Annotated in this window: 18 protein-coding genes; 7 read left to right on the top strand and 11 right to left on the bottom strand. The window is 63.9% G+C overall.

Going from position 1 to position 21,256, the window contains the following annotated elements; translation table 11 throughout:
- Positions 1-33 precede the first annotated feature (33 nt).
- Complete coding sequence (locus NCS00_RS15045; RefSeq protein WP_250435481.1) at positions 34-1,260, bottom strand: BaiN/RdsA family NAD(P)/FAD-dependent oxidoreductase; 1,227 nt, start codon at positions 1,258-1,260, stop codon at positions 34-36.
- Between the two features lie 75 nt (positions 1,261-1,335).
- Here NCS00_RS15045 and tsaD point away from each other — a divergent pair, with 75 nt between their 5' ends.
- Positions 1,336-2,364, top strand: coding sequence for a tRNA (adenosine(37)-N6)-threonylcarbamoyltransferase complex transferase subunit TsaD (gene tsaD, locus NCS00_RS15040; protein WP_008353961.1), 1,029 nt, complete (start codon positions 1,336-1,338; stop codon positions 2,362-2,364).
- Between the two features lie 6 nt (positions 2,365-2,370).
- Here the strand turns inward: tsaD and NCS00_RS15035 are convergent, their stop codons facing one another.
- Together NCS00_RS15035 and NCS00_RS15030 are read right to left on the bottom strand one after the other, a co-directional pair.
- On the bottom strand, positions 2,371-2,997 hold the full coding sequence (locus NCS00_RS15035; protein ID WP_175982501.1) for a glutathione S-transferase family protein: 627 nt from the start codon (positions 2,995-2,997) through the stop codon (positions 2,371-2,373).
- Between the two features lie 39 nt (positions 2,998-3,036).
- Entirely contained in the window at positions 3,037-4,260 is a 1,224-nt protein-coding gene (locus tag NCS00_RS15030) for an MFS transporter (protein WP_250440404.1), read from the bottom strand.
- A 105-nt stretch (positions 4,261-4,365) separates the two neighbouring features.
- Between NCS00_RS15030 and NCS00_RS15025 the strand changes: the two genes are divergently transcribed.
- Positions 4,366-5,283, top strand: a complete 918-nt coding sequence (locus NCS00_RS15025; RefSeq protein ID WP_175982503.1) for a LysR substrate-binding domain-containing protein — start codon at positions 4,366-4,368, stop codon at positions 5,281-5,283.
- Positions 5,284-5,287: 4 nt separating this feature from the next.
- Here the strand turns inward: NCS00_RS15025 and folE2 are convergent, their stop codons facing one another.
- The 4 genes from folE2 to NCS00_RS15005 form a co-directional block, all read right to left on the bottom strand.
- On the bottom strand, positions 5,288-6,094 hold the full coding sequence (gene folE2, locus NCS00_RS15020; protein WP_175982504.1) for a GTP cyclohydrolase FolE2: 807 nt from the start codon (positions 6,092-6,094) through the stop codon (positions 5,288-5,290).
- A 146-nt stretch (positions 6,095-6,240) separates the two neighbouring features.
- Positions 6,241-8,157: a 1-deoxy-D-xylulose-5-phosphate synthase gene (dxs, locus tag NCS00_RS15015; protein WP_008353967.1), complete on the bottom strand. Its 1,917-nt coding sequence runs from the start codon at positions 8,155-8,157 to the stop codon at positions 6,241-6,243.
- Between the two features lie 88 nt (positions 8,158-8,245).
- A complete protein-coding gene (locus tag NCS00_RS15010) occupies positions 8,246-9,133 on the bottom strand; it encodes a polyprenyl synthetase family protein (RefSeq protein ID WP_008353968.1) in 888 nt (295 codons plus the stop codon).
- Positions 9,130-9,465 (bottom strand): exodeoxyribonuclease VII small subunit, encoded by a 336-nt coding sequence (locus NCS00_RS15005; protein WP_008353969.1) that lies wholly within the window; start codon positions 9,463-9,465, stop codon positions 9,130-9,132. Before NCS00_RS15005 ends, NCS00_RS15010 begins: the two co-directional genes overlap by 4 nt.
- 310 nt (positions 9,466-9,775) lie before the next feature.
- Here NCS00_RS15005 and NCS00_RS15000 point away from each other — a divergent pair, with 310 nt between their 5' ends.
- Together NCS00_RS15000 and NCS00_RS14995 are read left to right on the top strand one after the other, a co-directional pair.
- Positions 9,776-10,882 carry an aromatic ring-hydroxylating oxygenase subunit alpha gene (locus NCS00_RS15000; RefSeq protein WP_008353970.1) on the top strand — a complete coding sequence of 369 codons (1,107 nt, stop codon included), beginning with the start codon at positions 9,776-9,778 and terminating at the stop codon, positions 10,880-10,882.
- A 105-nt stretch (positions 10,883-10,987) separates the two neighbouring features.
- The gene (locus tag NCS00_RS14995) at positions 10,988-11,857 is read left to right on the top strand and encodes a sulfurtransferase (RefSeq protein ID WP_008353971.1); all 870 of its coding nucleotides are present in this window, start codon (positions 10,988-10,990) and stop codon (positions 11,855-11,857) included.
- 6 nt (positions 11,858-11,863) lie between these two features.
- On the opposite strand, the gene NCS00_RS14990 is transcribed toward NCS00_RS14995, so the two are convergent.
- The 3 genes from NCS00_RS14990 to polA all read right to left on the bottom strand — a co-directional run bounded on the left by NCS00_RS14990 (position 11,864) and on the right by polA (position 17,183).
- A complete protein-coding gene (locus NCS00_RS14990; protein ID WP_250440403.1) occupies positions 11,864-12,739 on the bottom strand; it encodes a dienelactone hydrolase family protein in 876 nt (291 codons plus the stop codon).
- Positions 12,740-12,928: 189 nt separating this feature from the next.
- Positions 12,929-14,293 (bottom strand): NAD(P)/FAD-dependent oxidoreductase, encoded by a 1,365-nt coding sequence (locus NCS00_RS14985; RefSeq protein ID WP_008353974.1) that lies wholly within the window; start codon positions 14,291-14,293, stop codon positions 12,929-12,931.
- A gap of 151 nt (positions 14,294-14,444) precedes the next feature.
- Positions 14,445-17,183 (bottom strand): DNA polymerase I, encoded by a 2,739-nt coding sequence (polA, locus tag NCS00_RS14980; RefSeq protein WP_250440402.1) that lies wholly within the window; start codon positions 17,181-17,183, stop codon positions 14,445-14,447.
- Between the two features lies 1 nt (position 17,184).
- Between polA and NCS00_RS14975 the strand changes: the two genes are divergently transcribed.
- Entirely contained in the window at positions 17,185-17,934 is a 750-nt protein-coding gene (locus NCS00_RS14975; RefSeq protein WP_008353977.1) for an LOG family protein, read from the top strand.
- A 57-nt stretch (positions 17,935-17,991) separates the two neighbouring features.
- On the opposite strand, the gene NCS00_RS14970 is transcribed toward NCS00_RS14975, so the two are convergent.
- Positions 17,992-19,518 carry an AMP nucleosidase gene (locus NCS00_RS14970; protein ID WP_008353978.1) on the bottom strand — a complete coding sequence of 509 codons (1,527 nt, stop codon included), beginning with the start codon at positions 19,516-19,518 and terminating at the stop codon, positions 17,992-17,994.
- Positions 19,519-19,749: 231 nt separating this feature from the next.
- Between NCS00_RS14970 and NCS00_RS14965 the strand changes: the two genes are divergently transcribed.
- Both NCS00_RS14965 and NCS00_RS14960 read left to right on the top strand, forming a co-directional pair.
- Entirely contained in the window at positions 19,750-20,160 is a 411-nt protein-coding gene (locus NCS00_RS14965; protein ID WP_008353979.1) for a hypothetical protein, read from the top strand.
- Between the two features lie 120 nt (positions 20,161-20,280).
- Positions 20,281-21,249 (top strand): homoserine kinase, encoded by a 969-nt coding sequence (locus NCS00_RS14960; protein WP_250440401.1) that lies wholly within the window; start codon positions 20,281-20,283, stop codon positions 21,247-21,249.
- Positions 21,250-21,256: the final 7 nt, after the last annotated feature.

Below are 21,256 nucleotides of genomic sequence, written 5' to 3'. Positions count from 1 at the left end.
TCGAGACTCGCCAAAACCCCCGGACGGACGCCCTCAGGCGGTCGTCGCCGCGTCTCGCGCGTACTCCGCGGCGGCCTTGCCCGCGGCGACGCCCGAAGCCCACGCCCACTGGAAGTTATAGCCGCCGAGCCAGCCGGTGACATCGACCGCCTCGCCGATGAAATAGAGCCCCGCGACGCGCTCGCTCATCATCGTCGCGGATGAAAGCTCGCGCGTGTCGACGCCGCCGCGCGTGACTTCCGCCTTGCGATAGCCTTCGGTGCCGCTCGGCGTGAGCGTCCAGTCCGACAGCGATGCGCCGATCGCTTTCAGCGTGCGATCCGGCAGATCGGCGAGGCGCGCGTCGACCGGCACGCGCTGCGCTTCGAGCCACGCGTGCGCGAGACGCGCGGGAACGTGCTCGGCCAGAAAATTGCCGATCTGCTTTTTCGAGCCGGCTTTGGCTTCGATCAGCATGGCGGTCGGATCGAGGTCGGGAAGCAGATCGACGTGAATCGGCTCCGACGTGTTCCAGTAGCTCGAAATCTGCAGCACGCCCGGCCCCGACACGCCGCGATGCGTGAGCAGCAAGTCTTCGTCGAATTCGCCGCGCGTCTTGCCTTTGCCCGTGCTGATGCGAACCGGCAGCGAAAGCCCCGACAGCTGCGCGAACGGCGCCCAGTCGGCGGACGTGAACGTGAGCGGCACGAGCGCGGGACGCGTATCGACGAGCTTGTGGCCGAACTGCTTGGCGACGCGATAGCCGAAATCCGTCGCGCCGATCTTCGGAATCGACAGGCCGCCGGTCGCGATCACGAGCGCCGCCGCGCCGATCGTGCCCGCGTTCGTATCGAGCGCGAAACGCGCGCCGTCGTGACGGACCTCATGCACGGCGACCGGACGCCGCCACGCGACGCGACCGGCATCGCACTCGCTTTTGAGCACGTCGATGATGGTCTCGCTGGAGTCGTCGCAGAAGAGCTGGCCCTTGTGCTTCTCGTGCCACTTCACGCGGTATTGCTTGAGCAGCGCGAGAAAATCGCGCGGCGTGTAGCGGGCGAGCGCGGAGCGGCAAAAATGCGGATTCGCCGACAGAAAATTGGCAGGCTGCGCGTTGATGTTCGTGAAGTTGCAGCGCCCGCCGCCGGAGATGCGGATTTTTTCGGCGAGACGCTCTGCGTGGTCGATGAGGACGACGCGGCGTCCGGATTGAGCGGCCACGGCCGCGCACATCATGCCGGCCGCGCCCGCGCCGATGACGGCGATATCGAAGGATTCCATGGCGCGCATTTTACCTTCGACACGCTCGATCATTCCCGCTGCTATACTTTTCTGTTCCTCTAACGCATTGAATCCATGCTAGTTCTAGGCATCGAAAGCTCCTGCGACGAAACCGGCCTCGCACTCTACGACACCGAGCGCGGCCTGCTTTCGCACGCCCTTCATTCGCAGATCGCGATGCATCGCGATTACGGCGGCGTCGTGCCCGAACTGGCTTCGCGCGATCACATCCGCCGCGCGCTGCCGCTGCTGGAGGAAGTGCTCGACAAGTCCGGCGCACAGCGCGGCGACATCGACGCCATCGCGTTCACGCAAGGGCCGGGGCTCGCGGGGGCGCTGCTCGTCGGCGCGAGCATCGCGAATGCGCTGGCGATGGCGTGGGACAAGCCGACCGTCGGCATCCATCATCTGGAAGGGCATTTGCTGTCGCCGCTGCTCGTCGACGCGCCGCCGCCCTTTCCGTTCGTCGCGCTGCTCGTGTCCGGCGGACACACGCAGTTGATGCGCGTGACCGATGTCGGCGTCTACGAGACGCTAGGCGAAACACTCGACGACGCCGCCGGCGAAGCCTTCGACAAGACCGCGAAGCTGCTCGGCCTCGGCTATCCGGGCGGCCCGGAAGTGTCGCGGCTCGCGGAATTCGGCACGTCCGGCGCGGTCGCGCTGCCGCGCCCGATGCTCCATTCCGGCGATCTCGATTTCAGCTTCAGCGGCCTGAAAACCGCCGTGCTCACGCACAGCCGCAAGCTCGGCAACAACGTCTGCGAGCAGGCCAAGGCCGATCTCGCGCGCGGTTTCGTCGATGCGGCCGTGGACGTGCTCGTCGCTAAATCGCTCGCCGCGCTGAAGAAAACGGGTTTGAAGCGGCTCGTCGTGGCGGGCGGCGTCGGCGCGAACCGGCAGTTGCGCGAGGCGCTGTCGGCGGCGGCGAAAAAGCGCCGCTTCGACGTGCATTACCCCGACCTGTCGCTATGCACCGACAACGGCGCGATGATCGCGCTCGCGGGCGCGCTGCGCCTGTCGCGCTGGCCGGAGCAGGCCCTGCGCGACTACGCGTTCACCGTGAAGCCGCGCTGGGATCTCACGTCGCTCGCGCGCGCCTGAGCCACTTTATCGAGGCGGATTGAACGGCTGCACGATCGCCTTGAAGACGGGCAGCGTTTCGCAGCGATCGCTATGGCCGATGAGCGTCGGCCAGCGCGTCGAGCTGAAAATTTCCGGATGCGCCTCGCGCGCGAAGCGCAGCGCGCAGGCCACGGCGATATCGGCGTGGCCGATTGCATCGCCGAACCAGTAAGGCGTCGCGCGCGCAGCGCGGTCCGCTTCCAGCGCATTCAACACACGCTCGACCTGCCCCGTGCAGCGATCGAGCCACGCCTGCGATTTCTCCTTGTGCAACACGCGTTCGTAGACGAGCGCGACGGCCTTGTCGGCGAGACCGGTCGCGAGCGCACAGACCTTCAGCGCCTGACGTCGCTCCGGCCCGCCCGATGGAATCAAAGCGCGCGCATCGCCCGCCTCTGCGTCGAGATAGTCGAGGATCATCGTGCTTTCGATGAGCGTATCGCCGGAATCGAGCACGAGCGTCGGCACGCGGCACAGCGGGTTGTACGGCGCGATCTTGTCGGCGTCGCCGAACACCGACCACGGGCGATGCTCGAACGCCATGTCGTAGAGCTTCAGCGCGATGCCGACGCGCCGCACGAACGGGGAATCGTATTGGCCGATGAGAATCAAGATGCGCTCCGCGTGGTGGTGATGACGTGGACGGCCAGTTTAAGCGCGCGCGGGCCTCGGAAACAACGGCCACGCGAGCGACGCGCACACGCCCGCCCCGAGCCAGACCATCGGCCAGGAACCGATCGCGAGCACGTGCGGAATGGCGAGCGGCGTCACGAAAAAGCCGACGAAGACCGCCGTGTTCGCCATGCCGAGCGCGGTGCCCGCGCGTTCGGTGCCCGCGAGCGTCGCCAGTTCCGTGTACGCGACGCCGTGCCATGCCGACACGCAGACGCCCGCGAGAATCAGCATCGCCGCGAGCAAAACGGGCCAATGGACCGCGCCGAGCGCCGTCGCGATACCGAGCACGACGAACGACGCGCACGCGACGATCGTCGATACGCGCAGGTACGTGCGGCGGTTGCGGTGCCGGTCGGTGTGGCGGCCGCTCCAGACGCGCATCGCGATCGCACCGATCTGGAGCGTGGCCATCGTCGCGCTGATCGCGGTCAGGCCGAAGTGCGCGGCGTCGTGCATGAAGATCGTCGCGAAACTCAGCACCGCGAACTGCGGCACGCACAAGATGCCGATGCCGAGCACGACGCGCCAGACCAGCGCGTTTTTCAGCGGCGCGGCGCCTGCGCTCCGAATCGCCCGATGAACTGCTTCAGCCGGCTCGTGAAGCCAGCGCCAGGCGAAAATGGCGGACAGCGCGCACATCGCGGCGAGCGCGCCGAATACCGCCCCGAAACCATGCGACGACGCGAGCCACGGCAGCAACGCCGCGCCGATGCCGCCGCCGAGCGGCACAGCCGTCTGGCGAATGCTCATCGCGAGGCCGCGCTCGCCTTCGCCGAACCACGCCATCACCGCGCGTCCGCTCGACCCGTTGACGCTGCCGCCGAGCAGGCCCAGCGCGCACATCGCGAAGACGAGCCAGCCGAAGCTCGCCGTCGCGGGCGTCGCGAACAAAGTCATCGCGACGAGCACCGCGGCCGTCGAAAAAAGACCGGTCAGCAGGACGGGACGGTCACCCCACTTGTCGGTGAGAACGCCCCAAGGCAATTCGGACAGCGCGACGCCCAAGCCTAGGGCGCCCAGCACGACGCCCAGTTGCCCGTTGCTCAGATGGTAGGCGCCGCGCACCCAGACGGCGGTCGTCGGAAAGCCCGTCGCCGCCGCCGACACGCTCGCGTTCGCCGCGACGCCCACGCCGAGCACTTTCCAGCGGTGTCCATCGCCGAGTGCGGTTTTGGTGTTCAAAGCGAGAGAAATGGCCATGTCGCAGTCCATCGAAAAGTTGACTGGGGCCAGTTTGAACGCTTAACATCATCCTGAAAATCGCAAAGTTTGCGACGGACCGTTCATCAAATCGGGACTGTCATCATGAGCCAGACAACCTTCGACCTCGCGGTGTTGCGCAGCTTCGTCGCGGGCGTGGACCTCGGGAGTTTCGCGAAAGCAGCCGATCGCGTCGGGCGTTCGACGTCCGCCGTCAGCGCCCAGATTCACAAGCTGGAAGAACAGGCGGGCACACCGCTGTTTCGCAAATCGGGACGCGGGCTCGCACTCACCGATGCCGGCGAGGTCATGCTCAACTACGCGCGGCGGCTCGTCGAGCTGAACGACGAAGCCGCGGTCGCGGTTCGCGGCGTCGATCTGGAAGGCTGGATCCGGCTCGGTCTGCAGGAAGATTTCGGCGAAGTCGTGCTGCCCGATGTGCTCGGACGCTTCGCGCGAGCGCACCCGAAAGTGCGGATCGAAGCGCGCGTCGCGCGCAATACGGAACTGCTGGAGCGCATCGGCGGCGCGCAGCTCGATCTCGCGCTCGTGTGGGGCGCGGCGGGCGTGCCGGATGAAAGTCAGGCGTCGAATCTGCCCGAGCCGATCGCCGCGCCGCCGATGCGCTGGATCGCGTCATCGACCGTTCCCTGGCATTTCGACGCCGACGAGCCCTTGCCGCTCATCGTTTTCGATCGGCCGTGTCTCTTCCACAGCGCGGCGGCGGCGGCGCTCGACCGTGCGGGCATCAAATGGCGTGTGGCGTTCACGAGCCCGAGCCTGTCCGGACTGTGGGCGGCGGCAGCGGCGGGACTCGGCGTGACGGTGCGAACGAGCTACGGCCTGCCGTCGACCGTTCGTCCGCTCGATGGCGGCGAAGGCGGTTTGCCCGCGCTGCCGTCGATTCCGCTCGCGCTGCATCGCGCGTCGGGAAAGGGCTCGCCGCTCGTCGAGCGGCTGGCGTCGCTCGTGGTGGAATCGGTGCGGGAAGCGCACGTTTCCGCGGAAACGGCGCTTGCCTAGACGTTCAGGCGTCGCGGCGCTTGTCGCGCTCGATCACGGCATACGCACTGTGATTGTGGATCGACTCGAAGTTCTCGGCTTCGAGCGTATAGGCGACGATGCGCGCGTCGGCGTTCAGGCGCGTCGCGACATCGCGCACGAGGTCCTCGACGAACTTCGGATTTTCATACGCGCGCTCGGTGACGAACTTCTCGTCCGGACGCTTCAGCAAGCCCCACAGTTCGCACGACGCCTCTTCCTCGGCGATGCGGATCAGTTCCTCGACCGGCATCTCGTCGGCCAATTCCGCCGCGATCGTGACGTGCGAGCGCTGGTTGTGCGCGCCGTACTGCGAGATTTTCTTCGAGCACGGGCACAGGCTCGTCACCGGCACGAGCACTTTGATCGACATGCGCGTGTCGCCGTCACGCCGTTCGGCGATAAACGTCACTTCGTAGTCCAGCAAGCTCTTCACGCCCGAGACCGGCGCGGTCTTCATGACGAAGTACGGCATCGTCACTTCGATACGGCCGGAGTGCGCTTCGAGCTTCGCCAGCATCAGCGAGAGCAATCCGCGCAGCGCGTGCTGATCGACCGGCAGCCGGTTCTCTTCCAGCAACGCGACGAAACGCGACATGTGCGTGCCCTTCTGTTCCGCGGGCAGATGCACGTCGAGGTTCCATACGCCGACGGTCGGCTTCAGCCCGTCTTCCGTCAGCACCGTCAGCGGATAGCGCACGCCCTTGACGCCGACGCGCTGAATCGCGATCTGACGCGTGTCGGGCGTGCTCTGGACGTCGGGCATCACGAAGGCGGGATTCATCTGATTCATTTGTTTTGTCCTTATGCGCCGCGCGTCGCGCAAGACGCGAGCGGGTCGATACGTTCAAGCGCACACGGCGCGGGACGATGCCCGCGCCGTGTGCCAAAGCGTTGATGCACGGCGCACCCCGAGCGCGCCGTTCGAGCGAAGCGTCGTCAGGCGACGCGCTTCGTCAGCTTCCCTGCGTTGGCGCTTTCGATTGCGTCGATAAAGCGCTCGCGAATCGACTTGGCGATGCCAGCCGCGTCCAGTCCGACGCTCGACAGCAGCTTGGCCGGATCGCCGTGATCGATGAACACGTCCGGCAAGCCGAGTTGCAGCACGGGCTTCACGATGGAGCTTGCAAGCAGCGCTTCGACGCACGCGGAACCCGCGCCGCCCATGATCGTGCCTTCTTCGATCGTGACGATCGCGTCGTGCGTGGCGGCGAGTTCGCGCAGCAGATCGGCGTCGACCGGTTTCACGAAGCGCATGTTGGCGACGGTCAGATCCAGTTCCTCGGCGGCGGCGAGCGACGGCGCGACCATCGTGCCGAACGCGCAAATCGCGATGCGCTTGCCCGAGCCCAGCTTTTGCGACGACTCGCGGCGAATCTCGCCCTTGCCGACCGGAATCGCGGTCATCTGCTTGACCGTCGCCACGCCGGTGCCCGCGCCGCGCGGATAGCGCACGGCCGTCGGGTTCGGCTGCTGCAGCGCCGTGTAGAGCATCTGGCGGCACTCGTTTTCGTCCGACGCGGCCATCACCGTCATGTTCGGGATGCAGCGCAGGAACGCGAGATCGTAGTTGCCCGCGTGCGTCGCGCCGTCCGCGCCGACGAGGCCCGCGCGATCGATCGCGAACACGACTGGCAGATTCTGCAGCGCGACGTCGTGGATCAGTTGGTCATACGCGCGTTGCAGGAAGGTCGAATAGATGGCGACGACCGGCTTCATGCCGTCCGCGGCCAGGCCGCCCGCGAAGGTCACCGCGTGCTGTTCGGCGATGCCGACATCGAAATAGCGGTCCGGGAAGCGCTTCTCGAACTCGACCATGCCGGAGCCTTCGCGCATCGCCGGCGTGATGCCGACCACGCGCGAGTCTTGCGCTGCGGCGTCGCACAGCCATTCGCCGAACACCTGCGTGTAAGTCTTCTTCGATGGCGCCGTCGACGGCTTGATGCCTTCAGCCGGATTGAACTTGCCCGGACCGTGATACAGCACCGGATCGGCTTCCGCGAGCTTGTAGCCCTGGCCTTTCTTCGTGACGACGTGCAGGAATTGCGGGCCGCGCAGTTCCTTGATGTTCTGCAGCGTCGGGATCAGCGAATCGAGATCGTGACCGTCGATCGGGCCGATGTAGTTGAAGCCGAACTCCTCGAATAGCGTGGCCGGTACGATCATGCCCTTCGCGTGCTCTTCGAGCTTGCGCGCGAGATCGAGCACGGGCGGCGCATGGCGCAGCACGCGTTCGACGCCCGCGCGCGCGGCGGCGTAGAAACGGCCCGACATCAGACGCGCGAGATGGCGATTCAACGCGCCGACCGGCGGCGAAATCGACATGTCGTTGTCGTTGAGGATGACGAGCAGCGGCACGTCGTCGGCGACGCCCGCGTTGTTCATCGCTTCGAAGGCCATGCCCGCGGTCATCGCGCCGTCGCCGATCACGGCGATCGAAAAGCGGTTGTCGCCCTGCAGCTTGTTGGCGATCGCCATGCCGAGCGCAGCCGAAATCGACGTGCTCGAATGCGCGGTGCCGAAGGTGTCGTATTCGGATTCGGCGCGGCGCGGGAAACCGGAGATGCCGCCGAGCTGGCGCAGCCCCGGCATCTGATCGCGGCGGCCGGTCAGGATCTTGTGCGGATACGTCTGATGACCGACGTCCCAGACGATGCGGTCATTAGGCGTATCGAACACATAGTGCAACGCGATGGTCAGCTCCACCGTGCCCAGATTGGACGACAGATGGCCGCCCGTCTGGGACACGCTATCGAGCACGTAGGCTCGCAGCTCGTCGGCCAGCGGTTGCAATTGGCGGCGATCGAGGGCGCGGAGATCGGCCGGATCGTCGATGGTTTTCAGCAAGTCGTACATCGTCGTCCCATTTTAGGAAAACTGGCGTGATTCGTTCGGTGCGATTGTTTCTTTCTTCGCACCGTGGGGTTCGTCACGCGTTCAACAATCAATTCACCCGGTTCACGACCAGGTCGGCAAGCTCGGCGAGACGCTGGCCGCGCGCGCCGAACGGCTCGATCGCGGCGTGCGCGTCGCGGCCCAGTTGCGCAGCGAGTTCGCGCGACGCATCGAGCCCGATGATCGATACGTAAGTGGGCTTGTCGTGCTGCGCGTCCTTGCCGGCGGTCTTGCCGAGCGTGGCGGAATCGGCGGTGACGTCCAGGATGTCGTCGACGACCTGGAATGCGAGACCGATCGCTGCCGCATACCGATCCAGCGACGTCAGCGCTTCCGCGCCGGGATGCGTGCCCGCGAGCGCGCCCATGCGGACCGATGCGCGCAGCAGCGCACCTGTTTTCTTGCGATGCATCGTCTCGAGCTCGGGGCGCGACAGCTTGCGGCCGACGCTTTCCAGGTCGATCGCCTGACCGCCCGCCATGCCGAGCGAGCCGCTCGCGACCGCCAGCTCGCGCACGAGCGCGGCTTGCTGGGCATCGCTCAAACCGTTGCCTTCCGCCGTCAATGCGACGAACGCCTGCGATTGCAGCGCGTCACCGACGAGCAGTGCCGTCGCTTCGTCATATTGGATGTGTACGGTAGGCTTGCCGCGACGCAACGCGTCGTCATCCATGGCGGGCATATCGTCATGCACCAGCGAATAGACGTGGATCATCTCGAGTGCCGCGCTCGCCGCTTCGACGGCCTGCGCGCTCGCGCCGGTCAGCTCGCCCGCCGCGTGGACGAGCAGGGGCCGCACGCGCTTGCCGCCGCCCAGCACCGCGTAGCGCATGGCTTCGTGCAGGCGCGCCGGCGCGACGTCCGTGCCCGGAAGATAGTGTTCCAGCGCCGTCTCGACGCGATCGAGCGTCGCGCGCATCCATTGTTCGAAGGTCATAGGTCGTCGTCCCCGTCGTCGTTCGTCGCTCCGGCACCCTGCGTGGCGCGCTGCACCTCGGCGGGCAACGGTTTGAGCGTCTCGCCATCGAGAACGCGTACCTGCTGCTCAACTTTTTCGAGTTGCTGTTGGCAAAAGCCGACAAGCGCTGCGCCGCGGCGGTATGCCGCAAGCGATTCCTCGAGGCTCAGCGCGCCCTCTTCCATGCGCGCGACGAGCGATTCGAGTTCTGCCAGCGCCGCCTCGTAATTCTCGGGAAGCGGGGCGGCGTCCGCGCTCTGTGCGCTTGCGCCGGTTTGCTCGCCTGTTTCCTGGACAGCGGTCTTCGCCATGAATCGTGGATGTGCAATTGAATTTTTGGAACCAAGTCGCACATTCTACGGCAAAAGCCAAATTTTCGACCCGCATCCCGTCCACGCGGGACCGTCGAGATTGCTTTGCCGGATTCTCCGCCAATCGGGAAGGAACGTGCGATTCAAGCGCGCGGGCGCAACGATTGCGAGGAACTCTCGCGACAATTTATACCCAAATCAAGACCTTAAGCACCCCAAGGATGCGGATTTCGGTATAATCGCGGGCTCCCTAAATCGAATCTTCGATGGTTGGGTTGTTCACTGCTTTCACGTCTTAACGGGAGTGGGAATGTCCAATCTGAGCAATGCATTGCAGCTGAACGCCATTCACAGTCAGCTGCCAGTCACGGCTTACTTTGACGAAGCGCTTCTTACGCGCGAACTCGACACACTTTTCAAGCAAGGTCCACGCTACGTCGGGCACGAACTCATGGTTCCCGAAGCGGGCAACTATTTCGCGCTTCCGGGCGAAGGCGAAGGGCGCGTGCTCGTCCGCAATCAGCAGAACAATATCGAACTGCTGTCCAACGTGTGCCGCCATCGCCAGGCGATCATGCTCAATGGCCGCGGCAGCGCGGACAACATCGTCTGCCCGCTGCATCGCTGGACCTACGATCTCAACGGTCAACTGCTCGGCGCGCCGCATTTCGCGGACAAGCCCTGCCTGAACCTCGGCAAGACTTCGCTGCAGAACTGGCAAGGCCTGCTCTTCGAATCGGAGGGCCGCAACGTCGCCGCGGATCTCGCGCGGCTTGGCACCGCAAAGCACTTCGATTTTTCGGGCTTCATGTTCGATCACGTCGAAGTGCACGAGTGCAATTACAACTGGAAGACGTTCATCGAAGTCTATCTCGAGGACTATCACGTCGCGCCGTTCCATCCGGGACTCGGCAGCTTCGTGTCGTGCGACAACCTCGAGTGGGAATTCGGCGACTGGTACAGCGTCCAGACCGTGGGCGTCCACAAGAACTTGGAAAAGCCGGGCAGCCCGACGTATCGCAAGTGGCACGACGAAGTCCTGCGCTTTCGCAACGGCGCGCCGCCCGAGTTCGGTGCGATCTGGATGGTGTATTACCCCGGTCTGATGATCGAGTGGTATCCGCATGTGCTGGTCGTGTCGTGGCTGATTCCACAAGGCACGCAGAAGACGACGAACATCGTCGAGTTCTATTACCCCGAGGAAATCGCGCTTTTTGAGCGTGAGTTCATCGAGGCCGAGCGCGCTGCGTATATGGAAACCGCGCGTGAGGACGACGAAATCGGCGAGCGCATGGACGCGGGCCGGCGCGCGCTGATGTCGCGCGGCGAGAATCAGGTCGGGCCGTATCAGAGCCCGATGGAATCCGGCATGCAGCACTTCCACGAGTTCTTGCGGCATCAGCTCGGCGCGATCTGATATAGGCCGTTCGGCCAGAGTTACGAAAAGGCGGGCTTTCAGGCCCGCCTTTTTGTTTAGACTAACGGTTCAAGTCTCGCACATGAGCGACGCACAGGAGCCGTCATGCCGCACACCCACTACACCACGCTCATCTCGGCGGCGAATCTCGCCGAACGGCTCGCCGCCGCGCCCGGCAGCATGCTCGTCTTCGATTGCCGCTTCGATCTGGCCGCGCCCGAATCCGGCGAAGCGGCCTATGCGCAAGGGCATATTCCCGGCGCGCACTATCTTCATCTGGATCGAGATCTGTCCGGCGTCAAGACGGGCACGAACGGGCGTCATCCGCTGCCGGAGCGCGCCGCGCTCGTCGCCAAACTGGCCAGCTTCGGCCTGAACGAGGGCCAGCAAGTAGTCGCGTACGATGCCCACGGCGGCATGTACGCCGCGCGTCTCTGGTGGCTGCTGCGCTGGCTCGGGCACGATTCCGTCGCGTTGCTCGACGGCGGCCTGCAGGCCTGGGAAGCCGCGGGCAATCCGCTCGATACCGCCGTGCCGCCGAAGAGGCAGGGCACGTTCAAGGCCGGCGCGCCGCTTCAGGTGACGATCGACGCCCCGGCGATCGAGCGCAGCATCGGCACGCGCGATCATCTGCTGATCGATGCGCGCGCCGCCGATCGTTACCGCGGCGAGAATGAGACGATCGATCCTGTCGGCGGGCACATTCCCGGCGCGCTGAATCACTTTTTCAAGAACAATCTGACGGCGGAAGGCCGCTTCAAGACCGCGCACGAACTGCGCGAGGCGTTCGGTTCGCTCGTCGGCACGACGCCGGCGGACCGCGTCGTCCTGCAATGCGGCTCGGGCGTGACGGCATGCCATAACGCGCTCGCGATGGAGATCGCCGGCCTGCACGGCGCTGCGCTCTATCCCGGCTCGTGGAGCGAGTGGAGCGCCGATCCGGGCCGGCCCGTCGCGACCGGCCCGAATCCGTGAACGCCGTTATTTGACGCCGTGCTCGCGGAACCACGCGAGCGCGCGCTTCCATCCGTCCTCGGCGTCGGCTTTGCGATAGCTCGGCCGATAATCCGCGAAGAACGCATGCGGCGCGTCGTCGTACACGACGAACTGCGAGTCTTTCGCGGGCGGCGGGTCGTTCGCGAGCGCCTGTTTCATCTGCTCGATCGTATCCTGCGGGATGCTCTGATCCTGCCGGCCATATAGGCCGAGCACCGGCACTTTGAGCTGGCCCGCGAGGTCGATCGGATTGGCCGGCGTGTTCTCGGTCTTGTTGCCGACGAGCCGTCCGTACCACGCCACGGCCGCCTTCACATTGGGATTGTGCTCGGCATAGAGCCAGGTGATGCGCCCGCCCCAGCAAAACCCGGTAATGCCGACGCGCTTCGGATCGCCGCCATGCTCGCCCGCCCATTTGACCGTCTGATCGATGTCGGAGATCACTTGTGCATCGGGCACTTTCGACACGAGTTGTTCGTTGAGCTGCTGCATCGACTTGTAGGCCGATGCATCGCCCTGACGCGTGTAGAGATCCGGCGCGATGGCGAGATAACCCTGCTTGGCGAAGCGCCGGCAGACGTCGGCGATATGCTCGTGCACGCCGAAAATCTCGTGAATCACGATGATGACCGGCAAATGCGTCTTGCCTTTGGGCTGCGCGCGATACGCCGGCACGAGCGTGCCATCCGCGCCGCGTATGCCGATGGCGCCGGCTTCCAGCCCATCGCTGTCGGTGTGAACGGTTTGCGCGGACACCGGCAGCACGGCGGCCGCGAAGCCGGTGCCGAAGGTCGCCTTGATGAAATTGCGTCGGTTGAACGGGACGTGCGGAATGAGGCTGTCGACTTCAGGGTCTAGCATACGAAGCTCCCGCGGCAATGCCGTCGCGGCGCGTACTCGATCGCGCGACGGCGAGGATCGTTGAAATCCGCGCGACGCGATCGAGGCGTCACGACGCGCGGCGCTGCACGACGATGAACGCGCGTTATGCATTAAGCGCGCCGCTCATTCTAAACAGCTTTAAACGAACGGCGCAGCGGATCTGTTCCGTCAGTGCAGCTTGACACGCGGGGCGGTGGAACGGCGCAGCCAGTGCGCGACAGTATCGAGCACCATGCGCGCATAGCCGTGCAGCGCGGCCACATGCAGGCGATACAGCGACATGTACATGAAGCGCGCGAAGAGGCCTTCGATCAGCATGTTGCCGCCGATCAACCCGCCCATCAGATTGCCGACCGCGCTGTAATGGCCGAGCGACACCAGCGAGCCGAAATCGCGATACGTGTACTCGGGCAACGGCTTGCCCTGCAACATCCGCTCGAACGACTTGAAAAGGAAGCTCGCCTGCTGATGCGCGGCCTGCGCGCGCGGCGGAACGTTGCGCTCGTTGCCGGGCCACGGACACGCGGCGCAATCGCCGAGCGCGAAGACGTTCTCGTCGGTTTCGGTTTGCAGCGTGCGGCGCACGACGAGCTGGCCGAGACGATTGGTCGGAAGTCCGTCGAGATTGTTGAGAATCGCGGGCGCCTTGATGCCCGCCGCCCAGACTGTGAGATCCGCGCGAATCGTCTTGCCGCTCGCCGTGCGGATCGTGTCGCGCGAGACCTGCGCGACGGTTTCGCCCGTCATCAGCTTTACGCCGAGCTTCATCAGCAGTTCCGCCGTCGCGCTGGACACGCGTTCCTGCAATGCGGGCAGAATGCGTGGCCCGGCCTCGATCAGCACGATGCCGATATCGTGCTTCGGATCGAGCTTGTGCAAGCCGTATGCGGAAAGCACTTGCGCGGTATTGCGCAATTCCGCCGACAATTCGACGCCCGTCGCGCCCGCGCCGACGATCGCCACCTGAATGCGCGGCACGGGATCGACGCCGGGCTCTTCGTCGACTTCGTCCACGCCCGCCGCGACGGGTTCCGGTGCGAAATGCTCCGCGCGCATGCAGGCCGCGATCAGGCGCTTGCGGAAGAGCTCCGCCTGACCGACGGTATCGAGCGCGATCGAATTCTGCTGCGCGCCTTCGACGCCGAAGAAATGCGTCGTGCTGCCGATCGCGATGACGAGCGTGTCGTACTCCAACTCGCGCTCGGGCAGCAGTTCGCCGGCTTCTTCATCGCGCAACGCGCCGATCGTGATGCGCTTCGCCGCCCGATTCAGTCCGACGAGTTCGCCCTGCTGAAACTCGAAGCCGTGCCACAGGGCTTGTGCCGCGTATTCGAGTTCCTGCGTGAAGGGATCCATGCTGCCCGCCGCGACTTCATGCAGGAGCGGTTTCCAAATATGCGTCGGGTTGCGGTCGACGAGCGTGACTTGCGCTTTCGGCGGCGTTTTGGAATCCGTCGAGCCGAAACGGTCGCCGAGACGAGTTGCGAGTTCGAGGCCGCCTGCGCCTCCGCCGATGATGATGAAGCGATGCATGGAACTCTCCCTGTGCTTTTATATTCGATCGGCCTTCGTGCTTATCTTCCTCGATTGAAACATTGTGCGGAGCTTCGGTGACAGTCACAAGCGAGTCACCAACATGTCGGACATATGCGACATCCGCGCATATGTCCTTGCACCGGGAATTTCAGTGCGCTTCTTCCCAGTTGGTGCCGACGCCCACTTCCGCGACGAGCGGCACTTTCAGCTTCGCGACGCCGCACATCAGTTCAGGTAAGCGCTTCCTGACCTCGGGCAGCGCCTCTTCGGGCACTTCGAGCACGAGTTCGTCGTGCACCTGCATGATCATCTTCGCGCCGATGCCCGACGCTTCGAGCCAGTCCTGCACCGCGATCATCGAGAGCTTGATGAGATCGGCGGCGGTGCCCTGCATCGGCGCGTTGATCGCCGCGCGCTCCGCCGCCTGACGGCGCGGCCCGCTGCCGCCATTGATCTCGGGCAGCCACAGACGCCGGCCGAACACAGTTTCGACGAAGCCGTTCGCCTTCGCGATCACGCGCGTATTTTCCATGTACGCGGCAACGCCGGGATAACGCGCGAAATAGCGGTCGATATAAAGCTTCGCCGCATCGCGCGTGATGCCGAGATTCGACGCGAGCCCGAACGAGCTCATGCCATAGATCAGGCCGAAGTTGATGACCTTCGCGATGCGGCGCTGATCGTTGTCGACTTCGAGCGGCGTGACGCCGAACACTTCCGACGCCGTCGCGCGGTGCACGTCTTCGCCTTCCCTGAACGCGCGCATCAGCGATTCGTCGCCGGAAATGTGCGCCATGATGCGCAGCTCGATCTGCGAGTAATCCGCCGATACGATCTGGCAGCCCGGCGATGCGATGAACGCTTCGCGAATGCGCCGCCCTTCGCCCGTTCGCACCGGAATGTTCTGCAAGTTCGGCTCGTTCGACGACAAACGCCCCGTCACCGCGACGGCCTGCGCATAGTTCGTATGCACGCGTCCCGTCGATGCGTTGACCATGCGCGGCAGCTTGTCCGTGTAAGTGGACTTGAGCTTGGACAGCCCGCGATGCTCGAGCAGCACCTTCGGCAGCGGATAGTCTTCGGCGAGCTTCTGCAGCACTTCTTCATCGGTGGAAGGCGCGCCGCTCGGCGTTTTCTTCACGACCGGCAATTGCAGCTTCTCGAAGAAGATCTGGCCGATTTGCTTCGGCGAGCCGAGATTGAACTCGCCGCCCGCGAATTCGTACGCCTGCGCCTGCAAATCGATGAGCCGCTTCGCAATCTCGTTGCTCTGCGCTTCGAGCCGTTCGCGATCGATCAGGACTCCGTTTCGTTCCATCTTGCGCAGCACGCGCGAAGTCGGCATTTCGATGTCGCGATACACGCGCAACAAGCCTTCCTCCTGCGCCACTTGCGGATAGAGCGCCTGATGCAGACGCAACGTGATATCGGCGTCTTCGGCCGCATACGCGGAGGCTTTGTCGAGCGGCACTTCATCGAAGCCGATCTGCGATGCGCCCTTACCCGCGACGTCTTCGTACTTGATCGTCTTCACGCCGAGATGACGCAATGCGAGGTTGTCCATGTCGTGCGGACGATGCGATTCCAGCACGTACGATTGCAGCAGCGTGTCGTGCTCGACGCCGCGCATTTCGATGCCGTAATTGGCGAGCACCTGCTCGTCGTACTTCAGATGCTGGCCGACCTTTTTCTTCGATGCATCTTCGAGCCACGGCTTGAGTTTCGCGAGCACTTCGTCGCGCGGCAGTTGCTCGGGCGCGTCCGGCCCGCGATGCGCGACCGGAATGTACGCCGCATGCCCCGGCTCGACAGAGAACGACATGCCGACGATCTGCGCGGTCATCGGATCGAGCGACGTGGTTTCGCTATCGAACGATGTGAGCTCCGCTTCATTGATGCGCTCGAGCCACGCATCGAACTGCTCCCATGTCTGCACCGTCTCGTAGTGATGCACGATTTCGGTGACTTCGGCGGGCGGCGTATCGGTCGGGCCTTCGACGGCATCGGCGATTTCGACTTCGCGCAGCCACGTCTTGAAGCCGTGACGCAGGAACACGTCGCGCAGTTCGTCGCGCGACTCGGGACGCGATTGAAGCGTCGCATCGATCGATTCGATTTGCGATGTAAGGTCGCATTCCGTGTGCACGGTAACGAGCTTTCGCGCCATCGGCAGGAAGTCCAGAGCCTTGCGCAGATTGTCTCCTACCGCACCCTTGATCTCGTTCGCATGCTCTACGATGCCATCAAGGGTTTCGTATTGCGTGAGCCATTTGATCGCTGTCTTGGGACCGCATTTTTCGACCCCCGGCACGTTGTCGACGGTATCGCCGATGAGCGACAGATAGTCGACGATGCGCTCCGGTGGCACGCCGAACTTCGTGAGCACGCCGGCGCGGTCGAGCGTTTCGTTGGTCATCGTATTGATGAGGGTGACATGATCCGTCACGAGTTGAGCCAGATCCTTGTCGCCCGTCGACACGATCACCTTCATGCCGCGCTTTTCGGCTTCGACCGCGAGCGTGCCGATGACGTCATCCGCCTCGACGCGCTCGATCATCACGAGCGGCCAGCCGAGCGCGCGCACGGCGACGTGGATCGGCTCGATCTGCTTCGCGAGGTCTTCGGGCATCGAAGGGCGGTTGGCCTTGTAGTCGGCGTACCAGTCGTCGCGGAAAGTCTTGCCTTTGGCATCAAATACGCACGCGCTATACTCTGCATTGATTTCGCGCCGCAAGCGCCGCAGCATGTTGATCATTCCATACAGAGCGCCGGTGGGCCCGCCGTCGGGGCCTCGCAAGTCCGGCATTGCATGGTAGGCCCGGTACAAGTAACTAGAACCGTCGACCAATAGCAGGGTCTTACCTTCAAGACTTAGTTCTTCAGGCATTATGAACAAGAGAAAAGTGATTCCGAGTCTGCGATCGCTCGCAGATCAAGAGCGCGCGACGGCCAAGAAGGCTCGCGCATCGTGGCAGATGTTCACGATTATGGCAGAGTTTATCGAGGCGACCGAGTACCTCTCGGAGATCCGCCCTGCCATCAGCATCTATGGTTCGGCGCGTCTGAAACCGGAGTCGCCGTACTATCAACTCACGATCGAAATCGCGCAGAAATTCTCCGACGCGGGCTTCGCCGTCATATCCGGCGGCGGGCCGGGCATCATGGAAGCGGCGAATAAAGGCGCGCACGCGGGCAAGTCGCCTTCGGTCGGCTTGAACATCGAGTTGCCGCACGAGCAATCGGGCAATCAGTGGCAGGACATTTCGCTCCGCTTCCGTCACTTCTTCACGCGCAAGGTCACGTTCGTGAAGAACTCGGACGCGGTCGTGGTGATGCCGGGCGGCTTCGGTACGCTGGACGAGCTCGCGGAAGTGCTCACGCTCATCCAGACGAAGAAGTCACGTCACGTTCCGATCGTGCTCGTCGGCGCGGAGTTCTGGGCCGGCCTGCTCGACTGGTTCAAGAACACGTTGCTGACCAACGGCGTCATCAGCGAAAAGGATCTCGACCTGATGCAAGTCATCGACGATCCGGATCAGGTGCTCGAAGCCGTGTTGCGCTTCTATGAAGATCGCGAGGAATCGGTCGAACAGCCGGCTGAGAGCAAGTCGGATGAGGATCGGATGTTCTATCTTTAATCGAGACTCGATGCGAGCGGTTTCATGAACCGCCCGCATCGTCTCACGCAGAAGGCATCATTGAAACGCCACTTCCGCGAAGCTGCGCAACTTCCGCGAATGCAGCTTCGACAACCCATTCTCGCGCAGCAGTTCCATCGCCTTGACGCCGATTTGCAAGTGCTGATCCACCTGCGCGCGATAGAACTGATCCGCCATTCCCGGCAGCTTCAATTCACCGTGCAGCGGCTTATCGGACACGCATAGCAGCGTTCCGTACGGCACGCGGAATCTGAATCCATTGGCCGCAATCGTCGCACTCTCCATATCGAGCGCCACCGCGCGGCTTTGCGACAAACGCCGCACCGGCTCGCGATGATCGCGCAACTCCCAGTTGCGGTTATCGACGCTCGCGACGGTGCCCGTACGCATCACGCGCTTCAGTTCGACGCCTTCGAGCTGCGTCACCTGCGCCACCGCGCGCTCCAGCGCAACCTGCACTTCCGCGAGCGCAGGCACCGGCACCCAAAGCGGCAGATCGTCATCGAGAACGTGATCCTCGCGCACATAGCCGTGCGCCAGCACGTAATCGCCGAGACGCTGCGTATTGCGCAGCCCCGCGCAATGTCCGAGCATGATCCACGCATGTGGACGCAGCACCGCGATGTGATCCGTGATCGTCTTCGCGTTCGACGGCCCCACGCCGATGTTCACCATCGTGATGCCGCTGCCGTCCGCGCGTTTCAGGTGATACGCGGGCATCTGCGGCAGACGCGCGGGCTGCGCGCCTTCCTCCGGCTGCTCGCCGAGATTCGCGTTGTACGTGACGACATCGCCCGGTTCGACGAACGATGAATACGCGCTGCGATACGCGCGCGTTTCCTCGTCGTCGGCGCGCGACATCATCGTGCGGCCGAGCTTCACGAACTCGTCGATATAGAACTGGTAGTTCGTGTACAGCACGTAATTCTGGAAGTGCGTGGGCGACGTGGCCGTGTAATGCCTCAGCCGATGCAGCGAGAAATCGACGCGCGCGGCCGTGAAGAGCGCAAGCGGGTGCGGCTCGCCCGGCCCCGGCTCGTACGTGCCGTTGACGATCCGATCGTCGAGCAGCGCGAGGTCGGGCGTATCGAAGATATTGCGCATCGCGAGCAGCCGGTCGCGATCGAGATCGCCTTCGAGATGGATGCCTTCCGCGAACGCGAAGTGAATCGGAATGGGATGCGCCGACACACCGACTTCGAGCCCGACGTGATGGTTCTTCGTCAGCAGTCGCAATTGCTCGCGATAGTAATCGCCGAAAAGATCGGGACGCGTCAGCGTCGTTTCGTAGATGCCCGGCCCCGCCACGAAGCCATATGAGCGCCGCGAATCGATCTGCGAGTTGAGCTCGGTACGCACGCGCACGAACGGATAGCACGCGCGCACGCGATGCGTGAACTGCTCGTTGCGGCGATAGCGCGCGAATGCATCGCGCAGAAATGCGGTATTCGCTTCATAGATCGCCGACAGACGCGCGACCGCCGCAGCGGGATCTTCGAAGGATTCGGTCGGAAAATCGTTGGCAGGCGTGCCCTGCGTGCTTTGAGTCCGGTCGTTTGTCATGATCTTGTGTCTTTCTTCGATGCCCTCGTAATGAATCGACATTAACACGGAAGAATGTGCGGACCATGAAGTCCCTCCTCACGTGAGTGCGTGCGATCACACCTCGCAACACGTTTTTGACGTTCGAAGTCAAATTTCGCGAAAGCGGCGCAAAATAAGGCGTTGGCTGCGCGCGCGCCGCTCAGTCAGCAACCGTTTTGTTAGAATCCGGCCATCGCCTGGAGAACCATCATGAAGCCGCACCTTTGCGCCGCCGCCGCGGCAGTCCTCGCCGCAGCAAGCTTCGGCGCATTCGCGCAGCCGGCGCAGCAAGCCGCGAACGCAGAACCCCAACCGGCGGTGCAGAAAATGTCGCCGGAAGAAGCGGCGGGCCTGCCCGATCTGAAATCCATCAACCGTCCGCCCGCGAACGTCAGCTCGAAAGTCGAGATTTCGCCGCCGCGCACACCGAGCTATCACGAGCTGAGCACCAACGGCACCGAGATCACCGAATTCCGCGACAAGGGCAAGCCCGTCGAAATCGACGTGCGTTCCAATTTCGGCACGCGCTATCAGATGAGCGCGCCCGCCGACACGTCGCCGCAAGTGCGCGACAACGGCAAGGCCAGTACGCGCCTGCCGTCGATCAACCTGCATTACTGATCACTTAAAGATGGCTTCGGACCCGCTCTTTCCGGGCGGGTCGCGGCACCGTGGCTGCATGCCCGGCGCCACCGTTCACCGGCCTCTTCCTGGCCGTCCAACCTGACCGACGTTTCCCGCATGGCCGTCTTCACTCCCGTCACCAACGCCGACCTCGGCGACTGGCTGCAAGACTACGATCTCGGCGATGTCGTCGAATTTCGCGGCATCCAGTCGGGCATCGAGAACAGCAATTTCTTTCTCACGACGACGCACGGCGAGTACGTGCTCACGATCTTCGAGAATCTCACGGCAACGCAACTGCCGTTCTATCTCGATCTGATGCGCCATCTGGCTTCGCATCGCGTGCCCGTGCCCGATCCGATGCCGCGCCGCGACGGCTCGCTCTTCGGCATGCTGCATGGCAAGCCCGCGTCGATCGTGACGAAGCTCGAAGGCGCGCCCGAACTCGTGCCGACGTCCGCGCATTGCATCGAAGTGGGGCAGATGCTCGCGCGCATGCATCTCGCGGGGCGCGACTTTGCGCAGCATCAGCCGAATCTGCGCAGCCTTTCATGGTGGCAGCAGAAGGCGCCGTCGATCGCCGAATTTTTAAGCGGCGAGCAGCGGGCATTGTTCGAAGACGAACTCGCGCATCAGGCTGAATTTTTCGGCTCGGCGGATTACGCGTCGCTGCCGGAAGGCCCGTGCCATTGCGACCTGTTCCGCGACAACGTGCTGTTCGCGCACGGCCGCGAGCACGCGCGCCTCGGCGGTTTCTTCGACTTCTACTTCGCGGGCGTCGACAAGTGGCTGTTCGATGTCGCCGTAACGGTCAACGACTGGTGCATCGATCTCGCCACCGGCGTGCTCGATCCCGCGCGCGTCGATGCGATGCTGCGCGCCTATCAGACGGTGCGTCCGTTCACGCCCGCCGAAGAGCGTCACTGGAACGACATGCTGCGCGCCGGCGCGATGCGCTTCTGGGTCTCGCGCCTTTTCGACTTTCATCGCCCGCGCGAAGCGCAAATGCTCAAAGCGCACGATCCCGGCCATTTCGAACGCATTCTGCGCGAACGCGTCAAAGCCGCTTCTCCCGCCAATCGATAACCAGCAA

Source organism: Caballeronia sp. AZ1_KS37 (assembly GCF_023631165.1).
Classification (GTDB): Bacteria; Pseudomonadota; Gammaproteobacteria; order Burkholderiales; family Burkholderiaceae; genus Caballeronia; species Caballeronia zhejiangensis.
The sequence above is the reverse complement of the archived record's forward strand: the minus strand, read 5'-3'. Positions and strand labels throughout refer to the sequence as shown.